Here is a 22113-nt window from a genome sequence, read left to right as displayed (position 1 = left end):
TTCGGGGAGGAGGAAGCATCATGAAAGCAAAAGACTTACTCATTATTTTAGGAATCATCGGAATCGTACTCATGATGATTATCCCGATCCCGATATTACTTATCGATATCCTCCTCATCTTAAATATTTCTATAGCACTGATGATTTTGCTAGTCGCTCTGAATACAAAAGAAGCGCTCGACTTTTCCATTTTTCCAGCGATTTTGCTCATCACTACTTTATTCCGGCTTGCGCTGAGTGTTTCAACTACACGGAGCATTTTGCAGCATGCGGAAGCGGGAGAGGTTATCGCCACTTTCGGCAGTTGGGTAGGCGGGGGAGAAGTCGTCATCGGCTTTATCGTCTTCCTCATTCTAGTCGTTGTTCAATTTATCGTTATTACGAAAGGTTCGGAGCGGGTTGCCGAGGTTGCCGCCAGATTTACGCTTGATGCAATGCCCGGCAAACAAATGAGTATCGACGCAGATTTGAACTCCGGACTCATTAACGAGCAGCAGGCTAGAGAGCGCCGTTCTAAAATTGAGCGCGAAGCCGACTTTTACGGCGCGATGGACGGTGCGAGCAAATTTGTAAAAGGCGATGCGATTGCGACGATTATTATTTTGATCATCAACTTGATTGGCGGATTTATTGTAGGTATGGCTATGCACGATATGGACTTCGCCACGTCGCTCAAAACGTTTTCCATCTTGACTATTGGTGACGGTCTCGTTGCACAAATTCCGGCTTTGCTTATTTCCACAGCTGCTGGCCTCATTGTAACGCGCGCCGCATCCGAAGGCAATTTGTCCGATGACGTCACTGCACAGTTGTTCAGATATCCTAAAATGCTGTATGTCGCGGCTGGCACAATTGCCGTTCTTGGCCTTACGCCAATCGGCATTTTGAGCACATGGCCGTTTGCCATTTTGCTTGCAATTGGGGCTTATGTCATGCAGAAAAAGCAGGTGCAGCAGCAGCAGCAGGAAGAGCTGCTTGTGGAAGAACAGCAAATCGAGGAAGTTCGCAGTCCGGAGAGCGTCATCAGCCTGCTTCAAGTGGATCCGATCGAATTCGAGTTCGGCTATGGCCTCATTCCGCTTGCGGATGCGCAGCAAGGCGGCGATTTGCTGGATCGGATCATTATGATTCGCAGACAATGCGCGTTAGAGCTGGGACTGGTCGTTCCGGTCATCCGCATCCGCGACAATATTCAACTCAAGCCAAACGAATATGTAATAAAAATAAAAGGCAATACGGTTGCTAGGGGCGACTTGCTGCTTAATCATTACCTCGCCATGAGCCCCGGTTTTGAGGACGATTCCGTCATCGGAATTGAAACGACGGAACCTGCGTTCGGACTGCCGGCCATTTGGATCGACGAAGCGACGAAAGAGCGCGCGGAACTGTCCGGATATACGGTAGTAGACCCGCCTTCCGTTGTGGCGACGCATTTAACCGAAATTATTAAGCGTCATGCACATGAACTGATCGGACGCCAAGAAGCGAAGATGCTGGTCGAAAACGTGAAAGAATCGTATCCGGCATTGGTAGACGAATTGATTCCTTCTATTTTATCGGTGGGAGACATTCAGAAGGTGCTGGCCAAATTGCTGAAAGAAAAAGTGTCGATCCGCGATTTGGTGACGATTTTTGAAGCTTTGGCCGATCACGGTCATTATACGAAAGACCCCGATATTTTGACGGAATATGTGAGGCAGTCGCTTTCCCGCCAAATTACGCAGCAGTTTTCTCCTGGAGGGGATACGCTTAGAGTCATTACGGTCGGTCCTCAACTGGAGAAAAAGATTGCGGAATCGGTACAGCAAACCGATCAAGGCAGCTACATCGCGCTTGACCCGATTTCCACTCAACAAATCTATCAAAAGCTTAACGAGCATGTAAGCCGCCAAATCCAATCCGGACAGCAGCCGATTGTACTGGCTTCACCTACGATTCGAATGTATTTGCGGCAAATTATTGAAAGAACGATGCAAGAAGTGCCTGTATTGTCCTACAGCGAGCTCGAACCAAACATTGAAGTGCAAAGCGTAGGGGTGGTGAATTTATGAGAGTTAAGCGATACGTTGTAAACGCGCTCCCGGAAGCCGTCACCATGATTCGAACGGAGCTTGGCAAAGACGCCGTCATTTTGGACACAAAGGAAATTAAGGTCGGCGGGTTTATGGGCATGTTCCGCAAGAAAAAAATGGAGGTCATTGCAGCTGTGGAGGCCGGAGCCGCTAAAAGCGGGGAGCTTCCTCAGCGTAAAGCGTCTCCAGAGATTCATGCGGTTGTTGAGCAAATTTTGCAGACGGCCCAGCGGACTAGCACGGCGGTTATGGAACCGCCCCCTCCGCCCCCGCAGCAAAAGGTTCAGGAAGCCGACAGCGCAAGGCTCGAAAAAGAACAATTTATTATTAATGAAATTCGCGATCTCAAGGAATACATGTTAAAGCTGTCCAAGCAGCAAAGCGATCTGCATTCTATGTCGGAAGCGATGCTGGCTTTGAAAGGACGGCTGGTGCAGCAAGAGCTGGATGAGGTCTTGATCAACCGGTTGATCGACGAACTGGCGGCGAAGCAATCGGAAGCCGGTACGATTTTTGATTTCGAGGAAATATGGCGCCTCGCCAAAGGAATTGTGACGGAATGGCTCCAGCCTTACGACCATGCAGTCATTAGCGGGGACGCTAAAGTTGTTCATTTTGTCGGGCCGACCGGGGTAGGGAAAACGACGACGATTGCAAAGCTTGCCGCAGAGCAAACGATTAAGCAAGGAAAAAAGATAGGTTTTATTACTTCGGATACGTACCGGATCGCGGCGGTGGATCAGCTTCGGACTTATGCCAACATCTTGAACGTTCCGCTTGAAGTCGTGTTTTCGCCCATGGATCTGCCTAAAGCCTATAAAGGGCTTGAAGGACGCGATTTGATTCTGATGGATACGGCGGGACGCAACTTTAGAAGCGAGCTTCATGTATCGGAAGTAAACAGCTTGCTGCAAACGGATGAGCCAAGCGAAACGGTTCTTGTTCTAAGCCTAACCGGGAAAACAAAGGATATGGCTGCGGTCGCGGAGCGGTTTCAAAAGTTCGGCGTACGCAAGGTGTTGTTTACGAAATTGGACGAAACAAGCGTGTATGGTGCGATTTTGAATTTGATCATGGTTTATGAGCTGTTTCCGACACATCTGGCCAGCGGCCAAACGGTCCCGGACGATATTGAGCGGTTTCGGGCACAGAAATATGTGGAATTGCTTTTAGGAGAAAGCGGGTATGAATGATCAGGCGGAAGCATTACGGAATTTAGTCAAGCAGCAAGAGCTTCGCATAGATAGGAAGGAAACGAGAGTCGTAACCGTGACAAGCGGAAAAGGCGGGGTCGGCAAGTCCAATTTCAGCCTTAATTTCGCTTTATCGCTGCAACGGCTCGGCAAAAAGGTGCTCGTATTTGACGCAGATATCGGAATGGCGAATATCGATGTGCTGATGGGCAAAACCTCGACGTACAGTCTCTACCATTTGTTAAAGCAAGAAAAAACGATTTGGGATATTATTCAAACGGGTCCGGAAGGTCTCCATTATATTGCGGGAGGTTCCGGCTTCAAAGATTTATTGGATCTGTCAGAAGACCAATTGGAACGGTTCGCTTCCGAAATTGAAAAGCTGCATGGCGAATACGACATTATCTTATTCGATACCGGCGCAGGACTTTCCAAGGAAACGGTCAAGTTCATCACCGCGGCACAAGAGACGATAGTCGTCACCACTCCGGAGCCTACTTCCATTACGGATGCCTACGCGCTCATTAAAATGGTAAAGGCGATGGATGTGCCAGTAGAGTTCAAACTCATTGTCAACAGGGCGGCGGATGAAAGAGAAGGCAGAGAGACGGCACAAAAAATTTCGCTCGTTTCCAGCCGCTTTTTAAATTCGGAATTGCCGTCCCTTGGAGTCGTTCCAGATGATTCCAAAGTGTCGAAGGCCGTAAAAAAACAAATTCCATTTTTGATCGCGTTTCCGGACAGCGACGCGGCGGTGGCTGTTCTGGATATCGCCAAGCATTTTTTGGATATCCGTCAACCGAACCAAGCAGGCGGCGGCGTCAAAGGATTTTTGACTAAATGGTTCAGACTTTCAAGATGATCCTTTGAAATGAGGTGGGAAGCAAATGGTGGGTCCATATCGAGTATTGGTCGTAGACGATTCCGCATTTATGAGAACAATCATCAGCGATCTCATTTTGCAGGACGATCAGTTTATCATCGCTGCAACGGCTGCAAACGGAGTGGAAGCGGTTAGCGCTGCTGCCGAGCTGAAACCGGATGTCATTACGATGGATCTCGAAATGCCGATGATGAACGGGATAGAAGCGCTGCAACTCATCATGAAATCGACTCCGACTCCCGTTATTATGTTGTCGGGGATCAGCGAAGACAATACGCGGGATACGATCAAAGCGTTGCAATACGGGGCGTTTGACTTCATTCGCAAGCCGTCCAGCGCAATGTCCAGCGACATTCATCAGGTCGGCGAACAATTGCTTGAGAAGCTGAAAGTGGCCGTTTTTGCGAAGCGCAGCCGAAAATCGCCTCCGGTTCCCGAAACGCGATCACAAGAAGCTGCCCGGATCGAGCAGCCGGCACCGCCGCTGCGGAAGCCTCAGGCTCCAAAGATCGAGGAGCCGAAAAAACAAGCGAAAACTCCTTTACATACAGTTAAAAAGTCAGAAGCAGAACGTACGGACCCCACGGCTGAAAGGAAACGGCCAAAAGAGAAGGAACCAGCTGCTCCTGCTCGCAAGATGACAGAAAAGAGCTCATCCGTTTCTCGGCCGATTAAAGACGCGGGACTGCTTAATCAAAAATCATCGGATAAAAATAGACCAGCCGGTTCCACATCGTTTAAGCATATTGTTGCGATAGGAACGTCAACAGGAGGACCTAGGGCGCTTCATGAAGTGATTTGCTCGTTGCCAGAAGGGTTTCCTGCCCCAGTGCTCGTCGTTCAGCATATGCCGCCAAAGTTTACCAGATCGCTCGCCCAGCGGCTTGATAGTTTCAGCTCGTTAAAAGTGGTAGAGGCGGAAGCAAACATGAGGGTTGCCGCAGGAACGGTTTATATCGCTCCAGGTGGCTATCATATGGAGCTCGCCAAAGATTCGGCAGGGTATGCGATTCATTTGTCGGATCAGCCGCAACGAAACGGTCATCGCCCTTCGGTAGACGTTTTGTTTGAATCGATTGCCAATTATCGGGAGCTGCAAAGACATGCCGTCATTATGACCGGCATGGGCAGCGACGGAGCCAAAGGAATGAAAGTTCTAGCGGAACAAGGCGACGTAACGACGATTGCGGAGGCAGAGGAAACGTGCATCGTATATGGAATGCCCCGCTGCGCAGTGGAAATGGGCGCTGCAGGGACGGTATTGCCCTTGCAAGCCATTGCTTCCAAGCTTGAGGGTGCAGTGTCTACGTAAGTATAGATTGTGAATGATCATACTAACAGGAGGTGCCAGAAAATGGATATGAACGCGTATTTGTCCATGTTTATTGACGAATCAAACGATCATCTTCAATCCTTAAACGAAAACCTGCTTCAATTAGAAAGCAATCCCGAAGACCTGTCCATTGTACAATCGATTTTCCGCTCCGCCCATACTCTTAAAGGCATGTCGGCCACGATGGGATTTGAGGACTTAGCCGCTTTGACCCATGAAATGGAAAACGTCCTTGATCTAGTCCGCAACAACAAGCTTAAGATGGACAGTTTTATTTTTGACACGTTGTTTAAAGGGTTGGACGCTTTGGAAGCGATGGTTCAGGATATTGTGGGCGGGGGAACGGGAAAAGCCGATGTTACGGCCATTGTCGCTTCGCTGCAGAGCATCTTAAAAAGCGATTACAAAAGCGGCGTTGCCGCTGTGGCCGAAACGAAGGAGCAGCAGGTTTCGGGAGGTGCCGCTTTACTTGATCAGTTCCAATCTTCCATTTTGCTTCAATCGATGGAAAGCGGTCTAAAGCCGTTTTATGTACAAGTATCCGTAGACGAAAACTGTGTGCTGAAAGCGGTTCGCGCTTATATGGTATTCGATTTGCTGGAGCGAAACGGAGAAATTGTTAAGTCAGACCCGTCCGTTCAAGATTTGGAGCAAGAAAAGTTTGACCGTTCGTTCTCTGTGTTTACCATTTCCAACTTGGCAGAGGAAGAACTGAAAACCCAAATTTCCAACATTTCCGAAATTCAATCGGTACAGATTACCCCGCTAGACGCCGAGACGCTTGCTGAGCTAATGGCGGCTCCAGCAGCAGCCGCTGTAGAAGCGCCCGAGAAGCCGGCTGCGTCGCCATCGACTTTCACTCCTGCTGCCGAAAGAGGAGAACCCGCCAAAAGGGCGGCGGCTCCAGCTCAAGGGGGCAATGTAGCAAGAACGATTCGCGTCGATATCGACCGGCTCGATACGCTGATGAACCTGTTTAGCGAGCTGCTGATCGACCGCGTCCGTCTGGAGCAGCTGGCAAGCGAAATTAAACAAAACGATTTGACTGAAACCGTTGAACATATGGCGAGAGTCAGCTCGGATTTGCAAAATATCGTGTTGAAACTTCGAATGGTTCCTGTCGATTCCGTATTTAACCGGTTCCCGCGGATGGTGCGCGACCTTGCTAAATCGCTCGATAAAAAAATGGAGTTGGTCATTACAGGGGCGGACACGGAGCTTGACCGAACCGTTATTGATGAAATTGGCGATCCGCTCGTTCACTTGCTGCGCAATTCTGTTGACCACGGAATCGAGCTGCCGCAGGAGAGAGTCGTGGCTGGCAAACCGGAGACGGGGACGATCCATCTACGGGCCTATCATAGCGGAAACCATGTTTTTATCGAGGTGGAGGAAGACGGTCACGGCATCAATCAGGAAAAGGTGCTCAAAATCGCGATCAAAAACGGCGTCATTACCGAAGAGGAAGGCGCAAAGTTGTCGTCGGATGAAATCAACATGCTTATTTTTGCCCCCGGCTTTAGTACGGCGGACAAAATTTCCGATATATCGGGCCGCGGAGTAGGTCTTGACGTCGTCAAAACGAAAATTACTTCGCTTGGCGGCAATGTCACCATTCAATCGGCGTACGGCAAAGGCACAAAGTTTTCCGTACAGCTGCCGCTGACGCTGTCGATCATCTCCGCCATGCTCGTCAAGCTTGGTTCCGAGAAATACGCTATTCCGCTTACGTCCATTGTGGAAACGGGCATCGTGCAAAGGTCTGCTATCTTAAATGTTCATGGCAGCCAAATGATCCAGTTCCGCAATTCCATTATTCCGCTAGTATCGCTCAGTCAAATTTTGGAAGCATCCGATTACGATGAATCCAGTGAGACGGAAACGGAAATTATCGTTATCCGCAAAGGCGAAAAATGGGCGGCCATCATGGTGGACGAATTTATCGGCCAAAGCGAAATCGTATTGAAATCGCTAGGCAAATATTTAACTAATATTTATGCCATTTCGGGCGCCACCATTTTGGGCGACGGGCAAGTAGCGCTTATTATCGACCCGAACGCACTTATCAAATAAGGAGGTTTTTTCGATGGGAGAAGAGCTGAAGGTAATCGTATTTGCGCTAGGGAATGAGGAGTATGGAATCGAGGTCGACAAGGTCCGTACGATTGAAAGATTGTCGCCTATTACACGAGTTCCAAAAACCGCCTCGTTCATTAAAGGCGTGATCAACTTGCGAGGCGTTGTTGTGCCGGTGATCGATTTGCGCGGCCGGTTCAATCTTGCCGAAACGACGGCTACCGATAATTCCCGAATCATTGTTGTTGCCGTTGCGGATATGGAAGTGGGCTTTATCGTTGATTCTGCAAATGACGTCATTGATATCGATGAAGATACTATTGATTCTCCTCCGGAAATCGTTGGGGGCATCAAAGCTAAATATTTGAGAGGAATTGCGAAGCTAGGGGAAGGGCGCTTGCTTATTATGCTGAATTTGTCCGAAGTTTTGAACAAAAGCGAAATTATTCAGCTTGAGCAGCTAGAGGTATAAGCTGTGACATCATTTAATTCATTTCAAGCCTTTCAGCTCGATGTGCTGAAGGAGGTCGGAAATATTGGCGCAGGCAATGCGGCGACCGCCCTATCCAAACTTTTGGACAAACCAGTCGATATGGCTGTGCCAAAAGTGAGCCTGCTTCCTTTTGAGGAAATTGCGGAGCGTGTCGGCGGCGCCGAACAAACCGTAGTGGCCATCTTTTTCCGGGTGGAGGGCGATGCGCCCGGCAACATGTTTTTTATTATGCAGGAGAGTGCCGCCAAACGCATTTTGAACCAGCTGTTTTCGATAAATCATCAGGATGGCGTTGGTTATTCCGAAATGGAGCTGTCCGCTCTTAGCGAAATCGGCAATATTTTGGCGGGCTCCTATCTTTCGTCGCTTGGGGATTTCACCAAGCTGCCGATGCTCCCGTCCGTCCCCGGTATCGCGCTTGACATGGCGGGCGCCATTTTGAGCTACGGACTGCTCCAATTCGGGGAAATGGGAGACTCGGCTCTGCTGATTGAAACGGCATTTTTGGAAGACAGCCAGTCGCTCGATGGACATTTCTTTCTTATTCCGGACCCGGAATCTTTCGAAAAAATATTCAGAGCACTGGGAGTCGTTTAACCATGACGGGACAAACGTTAGTGAAGGTTGGCATGGCGGATCTGAATGTCGCGACAGGCGGAGCCGTATTAAAAACGACAGGCCTTGGCTCCTGCGTAGGTCTGACGCTGTACGATCCGGCCAGCAAAATTGCCGGCATGGCTCATGTGATGCTGCCAACATCAAGCATAGCGAGGGAATCGCAAATCAACATTGCCAAATATGCGGATACGGCCATTCCGGAATTGATTGAGCGGATGAAGGGGCTTGGTGCCCGGATGGAAAAGATTGTGGCCAAAATGGCGGGCGGAGCGCAAATGTTTGCTTTTAGCGGACAATCGGATACGCTCCGCATCGGTCCTCGCAACGTGGATTCTTGCAGTGAAATGCTGGTCAGCCTAGGCATTCCGATATTATCGCAGGATACTGGCGGAAACTACGGCAGAACGGTAGAGTTTGACAGCGACAATGGCATTCTTCTCATTAGAAGCGTGCAGTTTGGAACAAAGGAGATTTAGCATGCTGGGAACATGGAGATGGAATGTAGCATTTGGCCTGCTCGGCATCGGACTGACGGTCCTCTTTTCAATTGACAGCAACCCGCTGACCGTTACTCTGTTAAGAAGTCTCTATGCGTTTTTGGCATTTTTTGCACTCGGCTATGCGGCGCGGTTAGCGGCGGGCATCATTTTAAAGCCACCCGCTATCATCGCCGAACCGTCTAGCGAAGAAGAGCAGCAGGATGGCGGCGAGCGCGGGGGGCAGCTGGACTTAAGAACGCCCGATGAGATGGATGATTTGAACGACCTGCTGAAGCAACAGCTTCAAGGGGGAACAGCGGAGTCCAAGGAAATGGAACCGGTCCAAATGGATGCCGGATTCAAGCCGCTGTCGCCTCCCCAATTTGTTTCAACTACCAACAAACAACCAGAGGAATTGGCGAAAGCATTACGTCACCTGACAGGAGAGTGAGTCGATGACTGAGCAGCTGAAAACGCCTCATTTGACTAACATCCAGATGTGGCAAGCGTGGAAAGAGCATGGCGATCTTGAAGCCAAAAAGTCATTAATTGAAAATTATTTGCCTCTCGTCGATTATGTAACGAACCGGATGGCGATCGGCTTGCCCAAAAATGTAATCAAAGACGATTTGGCAAGCAACGGAGTAATGGGCTTAATAGATGCGATTGAAAAATTCGACTATTTGCGCGGTCTTCAGTTTGAAACTTATGCGTCCTGGAGAATAAGGGGTTCCATTATTGACGGCTTGCGTCAAGGAGACTGGGTTCCGAGATCGGTTCGCGAAAAGGCCAAGCGAGTAGAGGATGCCTATCAGATTCTTGAGCAGCAGTATATGCGGTCCGTAACGGATGCCGAGGTCAGCTCTTACTTGCAAGTAAGCGAAAAGGAATTTACAACGATGCTTCAAGATATTTCTGTGGCGACGATTTGTTCCTTGGAAGACCCAATACGCGAAGAGGAATCCGAAACGAGAATGTCCTTGCTTGTAGATGACAAAGCAAAAAATCCAGATCATAAAGTACATGAGTTTTATTTGAAAGAATCGCTGGTTAAAGGGATTGAACGATTGACAGAAAAAGAAAGAACGGTTGTATCCCTGTTTTATTATGAAGAGCTTTCGCTCAGCGAAATCGCGGAAGTGATGTCGCTTTCACCTTCGAGAATTTCCCAGCTCCATTCCAAAGCCATTTTGCGGCTGCGGGGAGCGCTGGCTAAACATAAAGATCAACTAATGCAGCATTAGGAGGGAGGGAGTAAGGTGGACAATCTACAATTAGACACCTATCTGCGTATTCAAACATCAGCTGACAAACTGTCTGCCTTTATTACATTTAGCCGAATTACGGATGAATTTTCATGTACGGCATCGGAACTGGTGCACTTTGTGCGTAGCAAGGGGGTTGTCCATGGTCTCCGAACCGATGTGCTGGAACAAATTTGCGCCAATCCCCTTGCCTATTGCCGGGAGCAAACTTTGTTTGCCCAAGGGGACATGGCCCGTCCCGGCAAAGATGGTTCCGTCCGTTATATCTTCGATATTAATGAAGCGGAACAAAAGCCTTTTGAAAACGAAGACGGCAAGGTAGATTTAAAAGAAGTGACCAAGCTGAAAAATGTGAAGCGCGGCCAATTAATTGCCGAACTAGTCGAACCGCTGCCGGGGGCGCCGGGCAAAACGGTTACGGGAGACGAAATCGAATCGAAGTATGGCAAAAAGTCCAGACTGATGGTTGGCAAAAATGTGGTGCTTAGCGGTGAAAATACGGCGATGTATGCTGCCATTGACGGGCTAATCGCGATTACCGACAAAGGGAAAATTAATGTTTTCCCTGTCTATGAAGTAAACGGGGATGTTAATTACAGCGTTGGCAATATCGATTTTGTCGGAACAGTTGTCATTCGGGGGAATGTGCTAAACGGCTTTCGGGTCAAGGCGTCAGGCGATATCCGGGTCATTGGCGGCGTGGAGGGCGCTGAGCTGGAGTCGGAAGGTTCCATCGAAATTACGGGCGGCATTATGGCGGGCAACAAAGGTTATGTCAAAGCGGGCCGCAATGTCAAAAGCTCCTTTATTCAGGACGGCAATGTATTTGCGGGCGAGGATGTTCTCGTCTCGCAAAGCATTATGCATTCCACTGTAAAGGCAGGCAAAAGCGTCATTTGCTCTGGCGCCAAAGGTCTCCTGGTAGGAGGCACTATTCAAGCGGGAGATCAAGTGCATGCCCGTACGATCGGCAATGCCATGTCAACCGCGACGGCTATCGAAGTAGGCGTTAATCCGCGGCTTCGGGAAGAGCTGCTAGAGCTTAGAGCTACGATTAAGCAATCGTACGAAAGCAACGAAAAAACCGAAAAAGCGCTTGTTATTTTAGATCAGATGGCGGCTGCGGGACAACTGACGCAGGATAGGCTAGAGCTTCGCTCAAAGCTCAGCGCAACGAAACGCCAGACGATTGCATTGATCGACGAATCTAAAGCGCGCATGCTTGAAATTGAAAAAACGCTGGAGGATACGGATCGTTCCAGAGTCGACGTAAGCGGCATCGCATATGGCGGCACAAGAATCGTTATCGGCCGTTATACGAAGTTTGTAAAGGACAGTGCGCAGCGTGTCACGTTTAAGCTGATGGACGGCGATATTGCGCTTGTGCCATTCCAATCTTAGCGCTTAAAGTCATAGCGCCGACACTTTCCATAAAAGGGGGGGCCCCGCATGACGTTTAAACCGCTTGATCTGCAAATGTCCGTGCCTCGGACGCCGGAATTTGGCGGCAAACACCAGCAAGCCGTTCAAAGGCCGCTCGTGGAGCAAAATATGTTGGCGAGTCAATCGGCCAAACAAACGGAACAATTGAGAACTCAAAATGCGCCCCTTGAACAATCGTCCAAGGCTCATGTCCGGGCGGATCAAGAAGGCAGCAAAAACGGCGGCAACGGGAAACAGGAGCAAAAGCGCACGGACAAGGAAGCGGCAGAAGCCGCCCCTGCGCCTGAGATTCCGGTTCATCCTTACAAAGGCCGCAACTTTGATATTAAGCTTTAGGAAAGCAGCAATAAAGGATAAAGGCGGGATGTACAGATGCAGCCATGGCAATATATTGTACTTATTGGAGCGGTTGTCATTGTAGGCGCCTTCGTTATGCCAAGGAAAAAAGAAGAGAGCGCGCCAGCCTCTCAATCGGTGCGCAACATGGAAACGGCGCTCGATCAGTTTATGGAAAACATGGAGAAGGACAACGAGCAGCTCTTGGAGCTTGTGTCGAGTTCGCAAAAGGCGGCGAAAGAGGAAGCTGAGGCAAAAGACAAAAGAATCCTTTCGCTTGAGCAGCGCTGCGAGCAGCTCGAAATGTTAGTTCAGGCGTCAGCCGAAGCGCTTGACTCGCGAATGGCCCAGGCTCAAACCGTCGAGGAATCGGTGAAGATAGTCACTAATGCCAGTTCAAACGGCGTAGAGTTATATTCGGCAGAGAAGATCGTTTCCGACTCCCTTAAGGAGAGTGCGGCGGATTACGCAGAACCGGTTAAGGAGAGGGGACTTTCGCTTCAAGACCGTTATGAGACGCTGTTTCAATTGTACCGGGAAGGCAAGTCTATCGAGGCTATCGCCAAAAAGCTCGGGATGAACAAAGGCGAGGTTCAGCTCATCATCGGTCTTTCCAAGCAGGAGGAGTCTGCTCATGTTTAACAAACGCTCATTTTTGCTTGGGCTGGGATGCGGCATCATTGCTGGAGCGATTTTGCTCCAATTGTTTAATTTGGGCCAGTCCAGCCAGGATCGGCTGCAAGAAATAGGCCGAGAAATCGAGCAGGGCGAAGGAGCGCAGCCTGGTCATTCAGCTGCTGCCGAGCCGTCGTCTGCGGCATCGCCTTCTTCTACTTCGTCTGGGGCCCAGACTGTAACCCCGTCTGCGACACCGGCATCAACGGCTGACCACGTATCGTCTTCAGGGGAGACAAGCTCTTCTGCAAAGCCTGAGCAAACGAAAGCGGCAGAGGAGCAGGAGCGGATTGTCATTCGGATCGAGCCAGGAACGGATCTGACTTCAACAGGCGAGCTGCTCGTTTCCAAGGGAATTATCGAAGATTCCGCACCGTTCATCAAAAAAATGAAAGCTTCCAAAAAACTAATCCGCGCAGGTTATTTCCTTTTCCCAAAAGGGATTGGCGCAGAAGAAGCCATCAAGATCGTAACGGGGCAGCCGCTGGATAAAAAAGAAGCCGATAAGCTCGCGAGTAAAGCTTAATTTTGTTGCACCGACCTCGCATTTGTGATATATTAATTGACGGTGTTAAAAACACACGCGATTCAATTTCGTCAACGGTGCTTTCGCCCGGCGAAAGTTTTGACGAAAGATGCGACTCGCGGAGGGACACAAACAAAAACCATTACAGGAGGTGTTGAAGAAATGGCGGTTATTTCCATGAAACAGCTACTAGAAGCTGGGGTACACTTCGGTCATCAGACTCGTCGTTGGAACCCGAAGATGGATCGTTATATCTTCACAGAAAGAAACGGAATTTACATTATCGACTTGCAAAAAACGGTTAAGAAAGTTGACGAAGCGTACAACTTTGTTAAATCGATCGCTGCAGAGGGCGGCACTATGCTGTTCGTAGGCACGAAGAAGCAAGCTCAAGATTCGGTGAAAGAAGAAGCTGAGCGTTGTGGCAACTTCTACATCAACCAACGCTGGCTCGGCGGCACGCTGACGAATTTCCAAACGATTCAAAAGCGTATCGACCGTCTGAAACAGCTTGAGAAATGGGAAGAGGACGGCACGTTCGCAGTTCTTCCGAAGAAAGAAGTTATCATTCTTCGCAAGGAAAAAGATCGTCTGGAGAAATTCCTGGGCGGAATTAAAGGCATGAAAGGTCTTCCAAGCGCATTGTTCGTTATCGATCCTCGCAAAGAGCGTATCGCAGTAGCGGAAGCTCGCAAACTTGGTATCCCAATCGTAGGTATCGTTGATACGAACTGTGATCCGGACGAAATCGACTACGTTATCCCTGGTAACGATGATGCAATCCGTGCAGTTAAGCTATTGACAGCTAAGATGGCTGACGCAATCGTGGAAGCTAACCAAGGCGAGCAAACAACAGCTTAATTCATCGCTTTTTTTTACAATTTCGCAAACAACAAAGGGTGGTCAGATGGTGCAAACCTCTCGCTGCCCTTTTTTTGAACAAAATTACGATGTGAACTTTTAGGAGGGTTTTTCAATGGCAGTTAGCGCTAGCGCAGTTAAAGAACTTCGTGAGAGAACGGGAGCAGGCATGCTCGATTGCAAAAAAGCTTTGGACGAAACAGGTGGCGACATCGATAAAGCGATCGCTTTACTTCGCGAAAAAGGCCTGTCGGCTGCGGCAAACAAAGCTGGACGCATTGCAACTGAAGGCGTTGTAGAATCTTACATCCACGCTGGCGGACGTATCGGCGTATTGGTAGAAGTAAACTGTGAGACGGACTTTGTTGCGAAGACTGACCAATTCCGCGAGTTCGCTAGAGATATCGCTATGCAAATCGCAGCAGCAAATCCTAAATTCGTTAGTCGTGAAGAAGTTCCTTCTGACGAACTGGAAAAAGAAAAAGAAATTTTGAAAAACCAAGCGCTTAACGAAGGCAAGCCTGAAAAAATCGTTGAAAAAATGGTTGAAGGCCGCATTTCGAAATACTATGAAGAGTATTGCTTGCTTGAGCAATCCTTCATTAAAGATCCAGACAAAAAAATCTCCGAGCTGCTGAATGAAAAAATTAGCAAAATCGGTGAAAATATTACAATTCGTCGCTTCGTTCGTTATGAACTGGGCGAAGGTCTTGAGAAAAAAGTTGACAACTTCGTTGAAGAAGTTATGGCTCAAGCGAAACTTTAATCCGAACGCACAGGCGGGGCGGGGCGTCCGCCCCGCCTTGCTTTTATAAACAAAGCAACATTGGAATCAAAATTGAAGGACCTCGCTCACGAGGTGCATGATGGAGGTATAAACGTTGGAACATCCTGTATATAAACGCATCGTCTTGAAGGTAAGTGGAGAGTCCCTATCCGGACAAGAAGGTTACGGCATTGAAGCTTCTGTCATCTCTTCCATCGCCAATCAGGTTAAAGAAGTGGTGGAACTCGGCGTCGAAGTTGCCATCGTCTGTGGCGGGGGCAACATTTGGAGAGGTATTGCCGGTTCGGCAAAGGGTATTGATCGGGCAACAGCGGACTACATGGGCATGCTGGCTACGGTTATGAATTCCCTTGCGCTTCAAGATGCGCTAGAGCAAATTGATGTGCCAACACGCGTACAAACGTCGATTGCCATGCAACAGATCGCGGAGCCTTATATTAGACGCCGTGCGATTCGCCACTTGGAGAAGGGCCGCGTCGTCATTTTCGCAGCAGGTACGGGCAATCCATTTTTCTCCACGGATACGACTGCCGCGCTTCGTGCAGCTGAAATTGAGGCAGAAGTCATTCTCATGGCCAAAAACAAAGTGGATGGCGTTTATTCCGCCGACCCGTTCAAAGACGAAACAGCAGAAAAGTTCGAAGAGTTGACTTACCTAGATATGCTGAATCGTAATCTTGGCGTCATGGACTCCACGGCTTCCTCGCTTTGTATGGACAATAACATCCCGCTGATCGTATTCTCCATTACGGAAAATGGCAACATTAAACGTGTCGTATTGGGCGAAAAAATCGGTACTATCATAAAAGGGAGTGTAAAATAATGCCGCAAGACATTAAAAAAAATGCAGAAGAGCGTATGGATAAAGCGATCTCGGCGTTTAAGCGTGATTTGTCGACGCTTCGCGCGGGGAAAGCAAGTCCGGCCCTTTTGGATCGCATACAGGTTGACTATTACGGATCGTTGACGCCGCTTAATCAATTGGCTAATATCAACACTCCGGATTCCCGCACGCTTATGATTCAGCCTTGGGACAAATCGTCCGTTTCGGCTATCGAAAAGGCGATTTTGAAATCGGATTTGGGCCTTACTCCGTCCAATGACGGATCGTCTATCCGTATTTCCGTTCCGCCGCTTACGGAAGAGCGCAGAGCAGAGCTTGTCAAATCGTTGAAAAAATTTGGCGAGGACGCTAAAGTGGCTATCCGCAACATTAGACGAGACGCTAACGACGACGTGAAAAAGCTGGAGAAAACCGAAATTTCCGAAGACGAGTCCCGCCGTCATCAAGAAGATATCCAAAAGGCAACGGACAAGTTTATTGCCGAAGTAGAAAAAGTGCTTTCCGCAAAAGAAAAAGAAATAATGGAAGTTTAAATGACTATAGACCCCTCCGTCAGGTGGGGTTACGTTTTTGACTATATGAACGCTGATAAAGCTTCTAAGTTAAAACGCGCCAGGGAGGAAGCTAGATGATCAAGCGGTTTTTAGCCAAACTGGGCTTGCCATCCTTGCCGACGGCTGATGCGCTTGCTTCCGAAAATGTGCCACAGCATGTTGCGATTATCATGGACGGAAACGGCCGTTGGGCAAAAAAACGCGGGCTGCCGCGCGTGGCGGGTCATCATTCCGGTATGAAGACGGTGAAGCGGATTACGATGGCCGCCGATCGTCTGGGCGTCAAATATTTGACGCTCTACGCGTTTTCAACTGAAAATTGGAAACGTCCGAAAGCGGAAGTGGACTTTTTGATGAAGCTGCCGCAGCAGTTTTTAGAAATTGAACTGGATGAGCTTGTCGCCAAAAACGTGCAAGTTAGAATGATGGGCACGAGGGACAACTTGCCGCCTCACACCATCGGCGCATTGGAAGAAGCCATCCTAAAAACAAAAAACAATACGGGACTTGTACTCAATTTTGCTCTAAATTACGGCAGCCGGATGGAAATGATGGAAGCTGTAAAAGGAATAGCAAATGATGTTAAGCAGGGCAAACTAGCGATAGAACATATCGACGAAGAAACGATGTCTTCCCGTTTGCTTTCGGGCGGTATGCCCGATCCCGATCTGTTGATCCGTACTAGCGGCGAGCTTAGACTAAGCAACTTTATGCTGTGGCAGCTAGCTTACAGCGAACTGTGGTTTACCGACGTTTATTGGCCGGAATTTACGGAAAAGCATTTTTATGAAGCGATAGCGCAGTATCAACGACGCGCTCGGAGATACGGGGGCATATAGTTTCAACTGACGGAGTGTGACATACATTGAGACAACGATTAATTACAGGTGTCATTGCGGGCGCATTTTTTATTGCTCTCGCTGTAATAGGAGGAGCGTTTTATTCAGGGCTGCTCATCTTATTGGCCATTATCGGATTTACAGAATATTCCCGAATGAACGGCGTCTCTCCGTTACATCCTTCCGCTCTGCTGGGTTATGCCGGCGTATTGTACTTTACGTTGCCATGGGAATCATGGGGCGTACAGCCTCCTTCTGCTTTGACGATCCTGTGGATGCTCGCTTTCCTTTTACTCGCTATTACAGTCGTTACAAAAAATAGGACAACGATTGACGGCGCCGCTCTTATGCTGTTAGGGGCTATTTATGTCGGCTATGGATTCGATGCGATGATTGCCGTTCGTGAAATGCCAGAACATGGCTTATTATGGACATTTTTGGCCTTTGGCTGTATTTGGGCATCGGATGTAGGAGCCTATTTTGCCGGACGAGCTCTTGGCAAACATAAATTGTGGCCTTCGATCAGTCCTAACAAAACGATTGAAGGAGCGGTTGGAGGCGTATTGCTTTCGTTAATCGTCGCTTTGGCGTTTTCTTTGGCTGCTCCAGATACTGTATCCATTGCAAAAGCATTGCTTATTGGCCTCGTAGCCGCTGTTGCAGGCCAGTTTGGAGATTTGATTCAATCGGCATACAAAAGAGTGCGCGATATTAAAGATACGGGAAGCTTGCTGCCGGGACATGGCGGCGTGCTGGATCGTTGCGACAGTTGGATTATTGTATTTCCGCTGTTGATCCTGACAGAACTTATCCCCGTGTAGCATAATGGGAGGTCCAACCTTGAAAAAAATTGCGTTGCTCGGTTCAACTGGTTCCATTGGAACCCAGACGCTGGATATTGTCAGCCGTCAGCCGGAACGTTATCAAATATCAGGATTGTCGGCTGGCAGCAATGTCGCGCTGGCAATTGAGCAGGCTAATGCGTTTCAGCCGTCCGTCGTAAGCTTTGCGACTAAGGAGTTGGCGGATTCAGCGCGGCTCCATCTGCCTCCGGGAACAAAAGTGGTGTACGGTGAAGAAGGCTTGATCGAAGTGGCGGCAGGAACGGATGCCGACACTGTTGTGACGGCGATTGTCGGCAGCCGCGGATTGTCCGCAACGCTTGCCGCGATTGAAGCGGGCAAAGCGATTGGACTCGCCAACAAGGAAACGCTTGTTACGGCGGGGCATTTGGTCATGAAACGCGCCAAAGAGCGCGGTGTGGCCATCTTGCCGGTGGATAGCGAGCATTCGGCTATCTATCAATGCTTGAATGGAGAAAATCGCAGCGATGTGCTAGGCATTACACTAACGGCCTCTGGCGGCTCGTTCCGCGACCGGACTCGGGCGGAGCTGGAAGGTGTGACTGTTGCGGAGGCGCTTAATCATCCCAACTGGTCAATGGGCGCCAAAATTACGATAGATTCCGCGACGATGGTCAACAAAGGGCTGGAAGTCATTGAAGCGAAATGGTTATTCGATTTGTCTTACGATCAAATTGAAGTGCTGATTCATCCGGAGAGCATCATTCATTCTTTTGTAGAGTTTAAAGATCATAGCGTCATTGCCCAAATGGGCATGCCGGATATGCGAGTACCTATCCAATATGCTTTGTCGTATCCGGATCGTATGTCCACTCCTACGGAGAGGCTGAACCTAGCGGCAATAGGCAAGCTGAATTTCAGGGAAATGGATTATAATCGATTCCCATGTCTGCGTATGGCATTCGAATGCGGCAAAATGGGGCAATCCTCGCCTTCGGTATTTAACGCGGCCAATGAAGTAGCCGTTGCCCGTTTTTTAAACGGGGAAATTACGTTTCTCGATATCGAGCGTATTTTGGAGACGGTTATTGATCGCCATAATCCTTGCGAAATCAATGATTTAGAAGCTATAGCTGAAGTGGACAACTGGGCGCGCAGGCTCGCTGCAACGGTCTGACCATGCCGAAAAAGTGGTTCTCTTGTATCGGGCGGGAGAATAATGATAATCTATGTACAGGCCGTAACGAACAGGAGGAAACACTTCGATGGGGATGATCCAGGTCATATTTATGACCGTGCTCGTATTTTTTGTCATTGTGACCATTCATGAGTGGGGACACTTTTATTTCGCCAAGCGGGCGGGAATATTGGTCAGGGAGTTTGCCATTGGTTTTGGTCCCAAGCTGTTTTCCGTCAAGCGCGGAGAAACGAGATTTACGCTTCGTCTTATCCCTGCCGGAGGTTTTGTCCGAATGGCGGGAGAAGACCCGGAAATTGTGGAAGTGCAGCCGGGTCAAACGGTTGCTGTACGTTTGAAAGACGGGGCCGTTACCCGTATTTATTTGGATCGTCTTGACGAGCGGTCGGGAACCGTTCGCGGCGAGGTGTCGGAAGTTGACTTGGAACGCAAACTTTCTATAAGTCTCCTTGTAGAAGGCGAGCCGGAAAGGTATTCGGTACATCCGCAAGCGCTAGTCATTTCGAATGGGAAAGATACGCAGATTGCGCCGATTGACAGGCATTTTGGAAGCAAGCCGATTCGCAAGCGGGCAATGGCCATTTTTGCCGGGCCGCTGATGAATTTTATTCTTGCGTTTGTCCTATATGCCGTTTATGTGCAAATGGCTGGAATGCCGGTTGACAATCCGGATAAGCTTATTGTAAATAAGATTGAACAAAAAATGCCCGCAGCCGGTGTGGATCTGCGTAAAGGCGACATTGTAGATTCCGTCAACGGCGTCAAAATCGGAGCCGATTTAGAGAAGATGATCGACATCATCGGGAAATCTCCGGGTGTGCCGATTCAAATGAATGTTATTCGTGAGGGCCAGTTACATAAGTTGACGCTTACGCCGCAGCCAAACGAAGAAGGGATAGGAAAAGTGGGGATAAGTGCGTCTCCGCCGACTCGTCCTGCAACATTTACCGAGACGTTTTCGAAAGCCGGACAGCTGATGAAGGTGTCGACAGAGTTTATTTTTAAAAGCTTCAAGATGCTCATCACAGGGCAATTCAAGCTCGACGATCTTGGCGGTCCTGTACGTACAGCCGAAATGACGAGCGAAATCGCAAAGCAAGGAATGGCGCAGCTGACCTCGTGGACGGCACTGCTCAGCTTGTATTTGGGAATTTTCAATTTACTGCCGATCCCGGCGCTGGACGGAAGCCGACTCCTTTTCCTCGGCCTGGAGGCCGTGAGAAGGAAACCGCTTGATCCAAACAAAGAAAGCATGGTGCATTTTGTCGGGTTTGCGATGCTGATGCTGCTCATGCTGGTAGTAACTTACAACGATATTTTACGATTAGTTCGAGGGGAGTAGTCTGTCGCTTATGTCTAAAGATAAAGGTTTTGTAACGGAAATTACGCCGCAAAGCGAAGATTTCTCGCGCTGGTATATCGACGTCATCAAGAAGGCGGAGTTAATGGATTATTCTCCGGTGCGGGGCTGTATTGTGTTCCGTCCGGAGGGTTATGAAATTTGGGAAAATATTCAGCGCGATTTGGATCGCCGCTTCAAGGAAACGGGACATCGCAACGCATATTTCCCGCTGTTTATTCCAGAGAGCTTTTTCCAAAAGGAAAAAGAGCATGTCGAAGGCTTTAATCCGGAGCTGCCTTGGGTAACGGAAGCAGCCGGAGAGAAGCTGGAGGAGCGTCTTGCGATTCGTCCGACTTCCGAAACGATGTTCGGACATATGTATGCGAAGTGGATTCAATCGTATCGCGATTTGCCGCTGCTTATTAACCAATGGGCGAACGTCGTCCGCTGGGAAAAGCGCACTCTGCCTTTCCTTCGCACAAGCGAGTTTCTTTGGCAGGAAGGCCACACCGCTCACGAGACGGAAGAAGAGGCGCGCGGGGAAACGATGCAAATGCTTGAAGTATATACAAGCTTTGTAGAAGAGTTTTTGGCGATTCCGGTTATTAAAGGCGAGAAGACGCCGTCCGAGCGTTTCGCCGGCGCGGTGGACACGTACTCTATCGAAGCGATGATGAAGGATGGACGAGCTGTACAAGCGGGCACTTCCCATTACCTCGGCAACAAATTTGCGATAGCGTTCGATATTAAATATTTGGACCGTGAAAACACGCTTCAATTTGCACATACCACATCTTGGGGTGTCAGCACTCGCTTGATCGGCGCTTTGATTATGGTTCATGGCGACGATCGCGGACTGGCATTGCCTCCAAAAGTGGCGCCGACACAAGTCATTATGATTCCAATTGGACCGGCGAAAACGCGCGAGCAGGTAGTTGGCCGTGTGGACGAGCTGTATGCAGAACTGAAAAAAGCCGGTGTGCGCGTGCGCGTAGACGACCGCTCTGACGTAAGTCCAGGCTGGAAGTTTAACGAATACGAGATGCGCGGCGTTCCGCTTCGTCTGGAGCTTGGACCGCGCGATATGGAAAACGGCGTTGTCGTATTAGTTTCCCGCATTACGGGAGAAAAACGGATCGTTCAGCAGGACAATTTGGTTGCGGAAGTGGAAGCGATGCTGGCGGAGACGCAGCAGGAAATGTTCGCTCGCGCCAAAAAATTCCGCGAGGAAAACTCGCGCAATGTAGACACGCTGGATGAGATGAAAGCCTTTTTGGAAGAGCAGCGCGGATTTGTAGAAGCCGGCTGGTGCGGCTCGGCCGCTTGCGAGAAGCAAGTGAAGGAAGAGACAGGCGCAACAAGCCGCAACATTCCGTTTGAGCCTTCCGTACAAAAATCCACATGTCTCGTATGCGGAGACGCAGCCAAGCATACTGTCGTATTTGCTCGTGCTTACTAAGAACTTCAATAGAGTTCGGATCGACAGGAGTTGA

Annotated in this window: 23 protein-coding genes; all 23 read left to right on the top strand. The window is 49.2% G+C overall.

Annotated features, from left to right (window positions below; all coding sequences use genetic code 11):
* The first annotated feature begins 20 nt into the window (after positions 1–20).
* The 23 genes from flhA to proS all read left to right on the top strand — a co-directional run bounded on the left by flhA (position 21) and on the right by proS (position 22079).
* Positions 21–2051 carry a flagellar biosynthesis protein FlhA gene (gene flhA, locus ACFQZE_RS06095; protein WP_379354697.1) on the top strand — a complete coding sequence of 677 codons (2031 nt, stop codon included), beginning with the start codon at positions 21–23 and terminating at the stop codon, positions 2049–2051.
* A complete protein-coding gene (flhF, locus tag ACFQZE_RS06090) occupies positions 2048–3265 on the top strand; it encodes a flagellar biosynthesis GTPase FlhF (protein ID WP_379354695.1) in 1218 nt (405 codons plus the stop codon). Before flhA ends, flhF begins: the two co-directional genes overlap by 4 nt.
* Positions 3258–4127 (top strand): MinD/ParA family protein, encoded by an 870-nt coding sequence (locus tag ACFQZE_RS06085; protein WP_379354693.1) that lies wholly within the window; start codon positions 3258–3260, stop codon positions 4125–4127. Before flhF ends, ACFQZE_RS06085 begins: the two co-directional genes overlap by 8 nt.
* Before the next feature lie 25 nt (positions 4128–4152).
* Positions 4153–5460, top strand: a complete 1308-nt coding sequence (locus ACFQZE_RS06080; RefSeq protein ID WP_379354691.1) for a protein-glutamate methylesterase/protein-glutamine glutaminase — start codon at positions 4153–4155, stop codon at positions 5458–5460.
* 42 nt (positions 5461–5502) lie between these two features.
* A complete protein-coding gene (locus tag ACFQZE_RS06075) occupies positions 5503–7554 on the top strand; it encodes a chemotaxis protein CheA (protein WP_379354689.1) in 2052 nt (683 codons plus the stop codon).
* A gap of 13 nt (positions 7555–7567) precedes the next feature.
* Positions 7568–8029 carry a chemotaxis protein CheW gene (locus tag ACFQZE_RS06070; protein ID WP_379354687.1) on the top strand — a complete coding sequence of 154 codons (462 nt, stop codon included), beginning with the start codon at positions 7568–7570 and terminating at the stop codon, positions 8027–8029.
* Between the two features lie 3 nt (positions 8030–8032).
* On the top strand, positions 8033–8647 hold the full coding sequence (locus ACFQZE_RS06065; protein ID WP_379354685.1) for a chemotaxis protein CheC: 615 nt from the start codon (positions 8033–8035) through the stop codon (positions 8645–8647).
* Between the two features lie 2 nt (positions 8648–8649).
* Positions 8650–9144 (top strand): chemotaxis protein CheD, encoded by a 495-nt coding sequence (locus ACFQZE_RS06060; RefSeq protein WP_379354683.1) that lies wholly within the window; start codon positions 8650–8652, stop codon positions 9142–9144.
* A 1-nt stretch (position 9145) separates the two neighbouring features.
* Positions 9146–9598, top strand: a complete 453-nt coding sequence (locus ACFQZE_RS06055; RefSeq protein ID WP_379354681.1) for a hypothetical protein — start codon at positions 9146–9148, stop codon at positions 9596–9598.
* A 4-nt stretch (positions 9599–9602) separates the two neighbouring features.
* Positions 9603–10391 carry a FliA/WhiG family RNA polymerase sigma factor gene (locus ACFQZE_RS06050; RefSeq protein WP_379354679.1) on the top strand — a complete coding sequence of 263 codons (789 nt, stop codon included), beginning with the start codon at positions 9603–9605 and terminating at the stop codon, positions 10389–10391.
* A gap of 15 nt (positions 10392–10406) precedes the next feature.
* A complete protein-coding gene (locus tag ACFQZE_RS06045) occupies positions 10407–11813 on the top strand; it encodes a flagellar assembly protein A (protein WP_379354677.1) in 1407 nt (468 codons plus the stop codon).
* Positions 11814–11861: 48 nt separating this feature from the next.
* Positions 11862–12191 carry a hypothetical protein gene (locus tag ACFQZE_RS06040; protein ID WP_379354675.1) on the top strand — a complete coding sequence of 110 codons (330 nt, stop codon included), beginning with the start codon at positions 11862–11864 and terminating at the stop codon, positions 12189–12191.
* Positions 12192–12227: 36 nt separating this feature from the next.
* Positions 12228–12833: a helix-turn-helix domain-containing protein gene (locus ACFQZE_RS06035; protein WP_379354673.1), complete on the top strand. Its 606-nt coding sequence runs from the start codon at positions 12228–12230 to the stop codon at positions 12831–12833.
* Positions 12826–13392 carry a hypothetical protein gene (locus ACFQZE_RS06030; RefSeq protein WP_379354671.1) on the top strand — a complete coding sequence of 189 codons (567 nt, stop codon included), beginning with the start codon at positions 12826–12828 and terminating at the stop codon, positions 13390–13392. The genes ACFQZE_RS06035 and ACFQZE_RS06030 overlap by 8 nt, the downstream gene beginning before the upstream one ends.
* A gap of 162 nt (positions 13393–13554) precedes the next feature.
* On the top strand, positions 13555–14253 hold the full coding sequence (gene rpsB / locus ACFQZE_RS06025; protein ID WP_379354669.1) for a 30S ribosomal protein S2: 699 nt from the start codon (positions 13555–13557) through the stop codon (positions 14251–14253).
* Between the two features lie 115 nt (positions 14254–14368).
* Positions 14369–15019, top strand: coding sequence for a translation elongation factor Ts (gene tsf, locus ACFQZE_RS06020; RefSeq protein ID WP_379354667.1), 651 nt, complete (start codon positions 14369–14371; stop codon positions 15017–15019).
* Between the two features lie 115 nt (positions 15020–15134).
* Positions 15135–15863 carry a UMP kinase gene (gene pyrH, locus ACFQZE_RS06015; protein WP_379354665.1) on the top strand — a complete coding sequence of 243 codons (729 nt, stop codon included), beginning with the start codon at positions 15135–15137 and terminating at the stop codon, positions 15861–15863.
* Positions 15863–16417, top strand: a complete 555-nt coding sequence (gene frr, locus ACFQZE_RS06010; RefSeq protein WP_379354663.1) for a ribosome recycling factor — start codon at positions 15863–15865, stop codon at positions 16415–16417. Before pyrH ends, frr begins: the two co-directional genes overlap by 1 nt.
* A gap of 95 nt (positions 16418–16512) precedes the next feature.
* Entirely contained in the window at positions 16513–17277 is a 765-nt protein-coding gene (locus ACFQZE_RS06005; RefSeq protein ID WP_379354661.1) for an undecaprenyl pyrophosphate synthase, read from the top strand.
* 26 nt (positions 17278–17303) lie between these two features.
* On the top strand, positions 17304–18098 hold the full coding sequence (locus tag ACFQZE_RS06000; RefSeq protein WP_379354659.1) for a phosphatidate cytidylyltransferase: 795 nt from the start codon (positions 17304–17306) through the stop codon (positions 18096–18098).
* Positions 18099–18117: 19 nt separating this feature from the next.
* Entirely contained in the window at positions 18118–19257 is a 1140-nt protein-coding gene (locus ACFQZE_RS05995; RefSeq protein ID WP_379354657.1) for a 1-deoxy-D-xylulose-5-phosphate reductoisomerase, read from the top strand.
* Between the two features lie 88 nt (positions 19258–19345).
* Complete coding sequence (rseP, locus tag ACFQZE_RS05990; protein ID WP_379354654.1) at positions 19346–20620, top strand: RIP metalloprotease RseP; 1275 nt, start codon at positions 19346–19348, stop codon at positions 20618–20620.
* A gap of 10 nt (positions 20621–20630) precedes the next feature.
* On the top strand, positions 20631–22079 hold the full coding sequence (proS, locus tag ACFQZE_RS05985) for a proline--tRNA ligase (RefSeq protein ID WP_379354652.1): 1449 nt from the start codon (positions 20631–20633) through the stop codon (positions 22077–22079).
* Positions 22080–22113 lie beyond the last annotated feature (34 nt).

This window comes from Paenibacillus sp. GCM10027627 (assembly GCF_042675505.1).
Taxonomy (GTDB): domain Bacteria; phylum Bacillota; class Bacilli; order Paenibacillales; family Paenibacillaceae; genus Pristimantibacillus.
The sequence above is the reverse complement of the archived record's forward strand: the minus strand, read 5'-3'. Positions and strand labels throughout refer to the sequence as shown.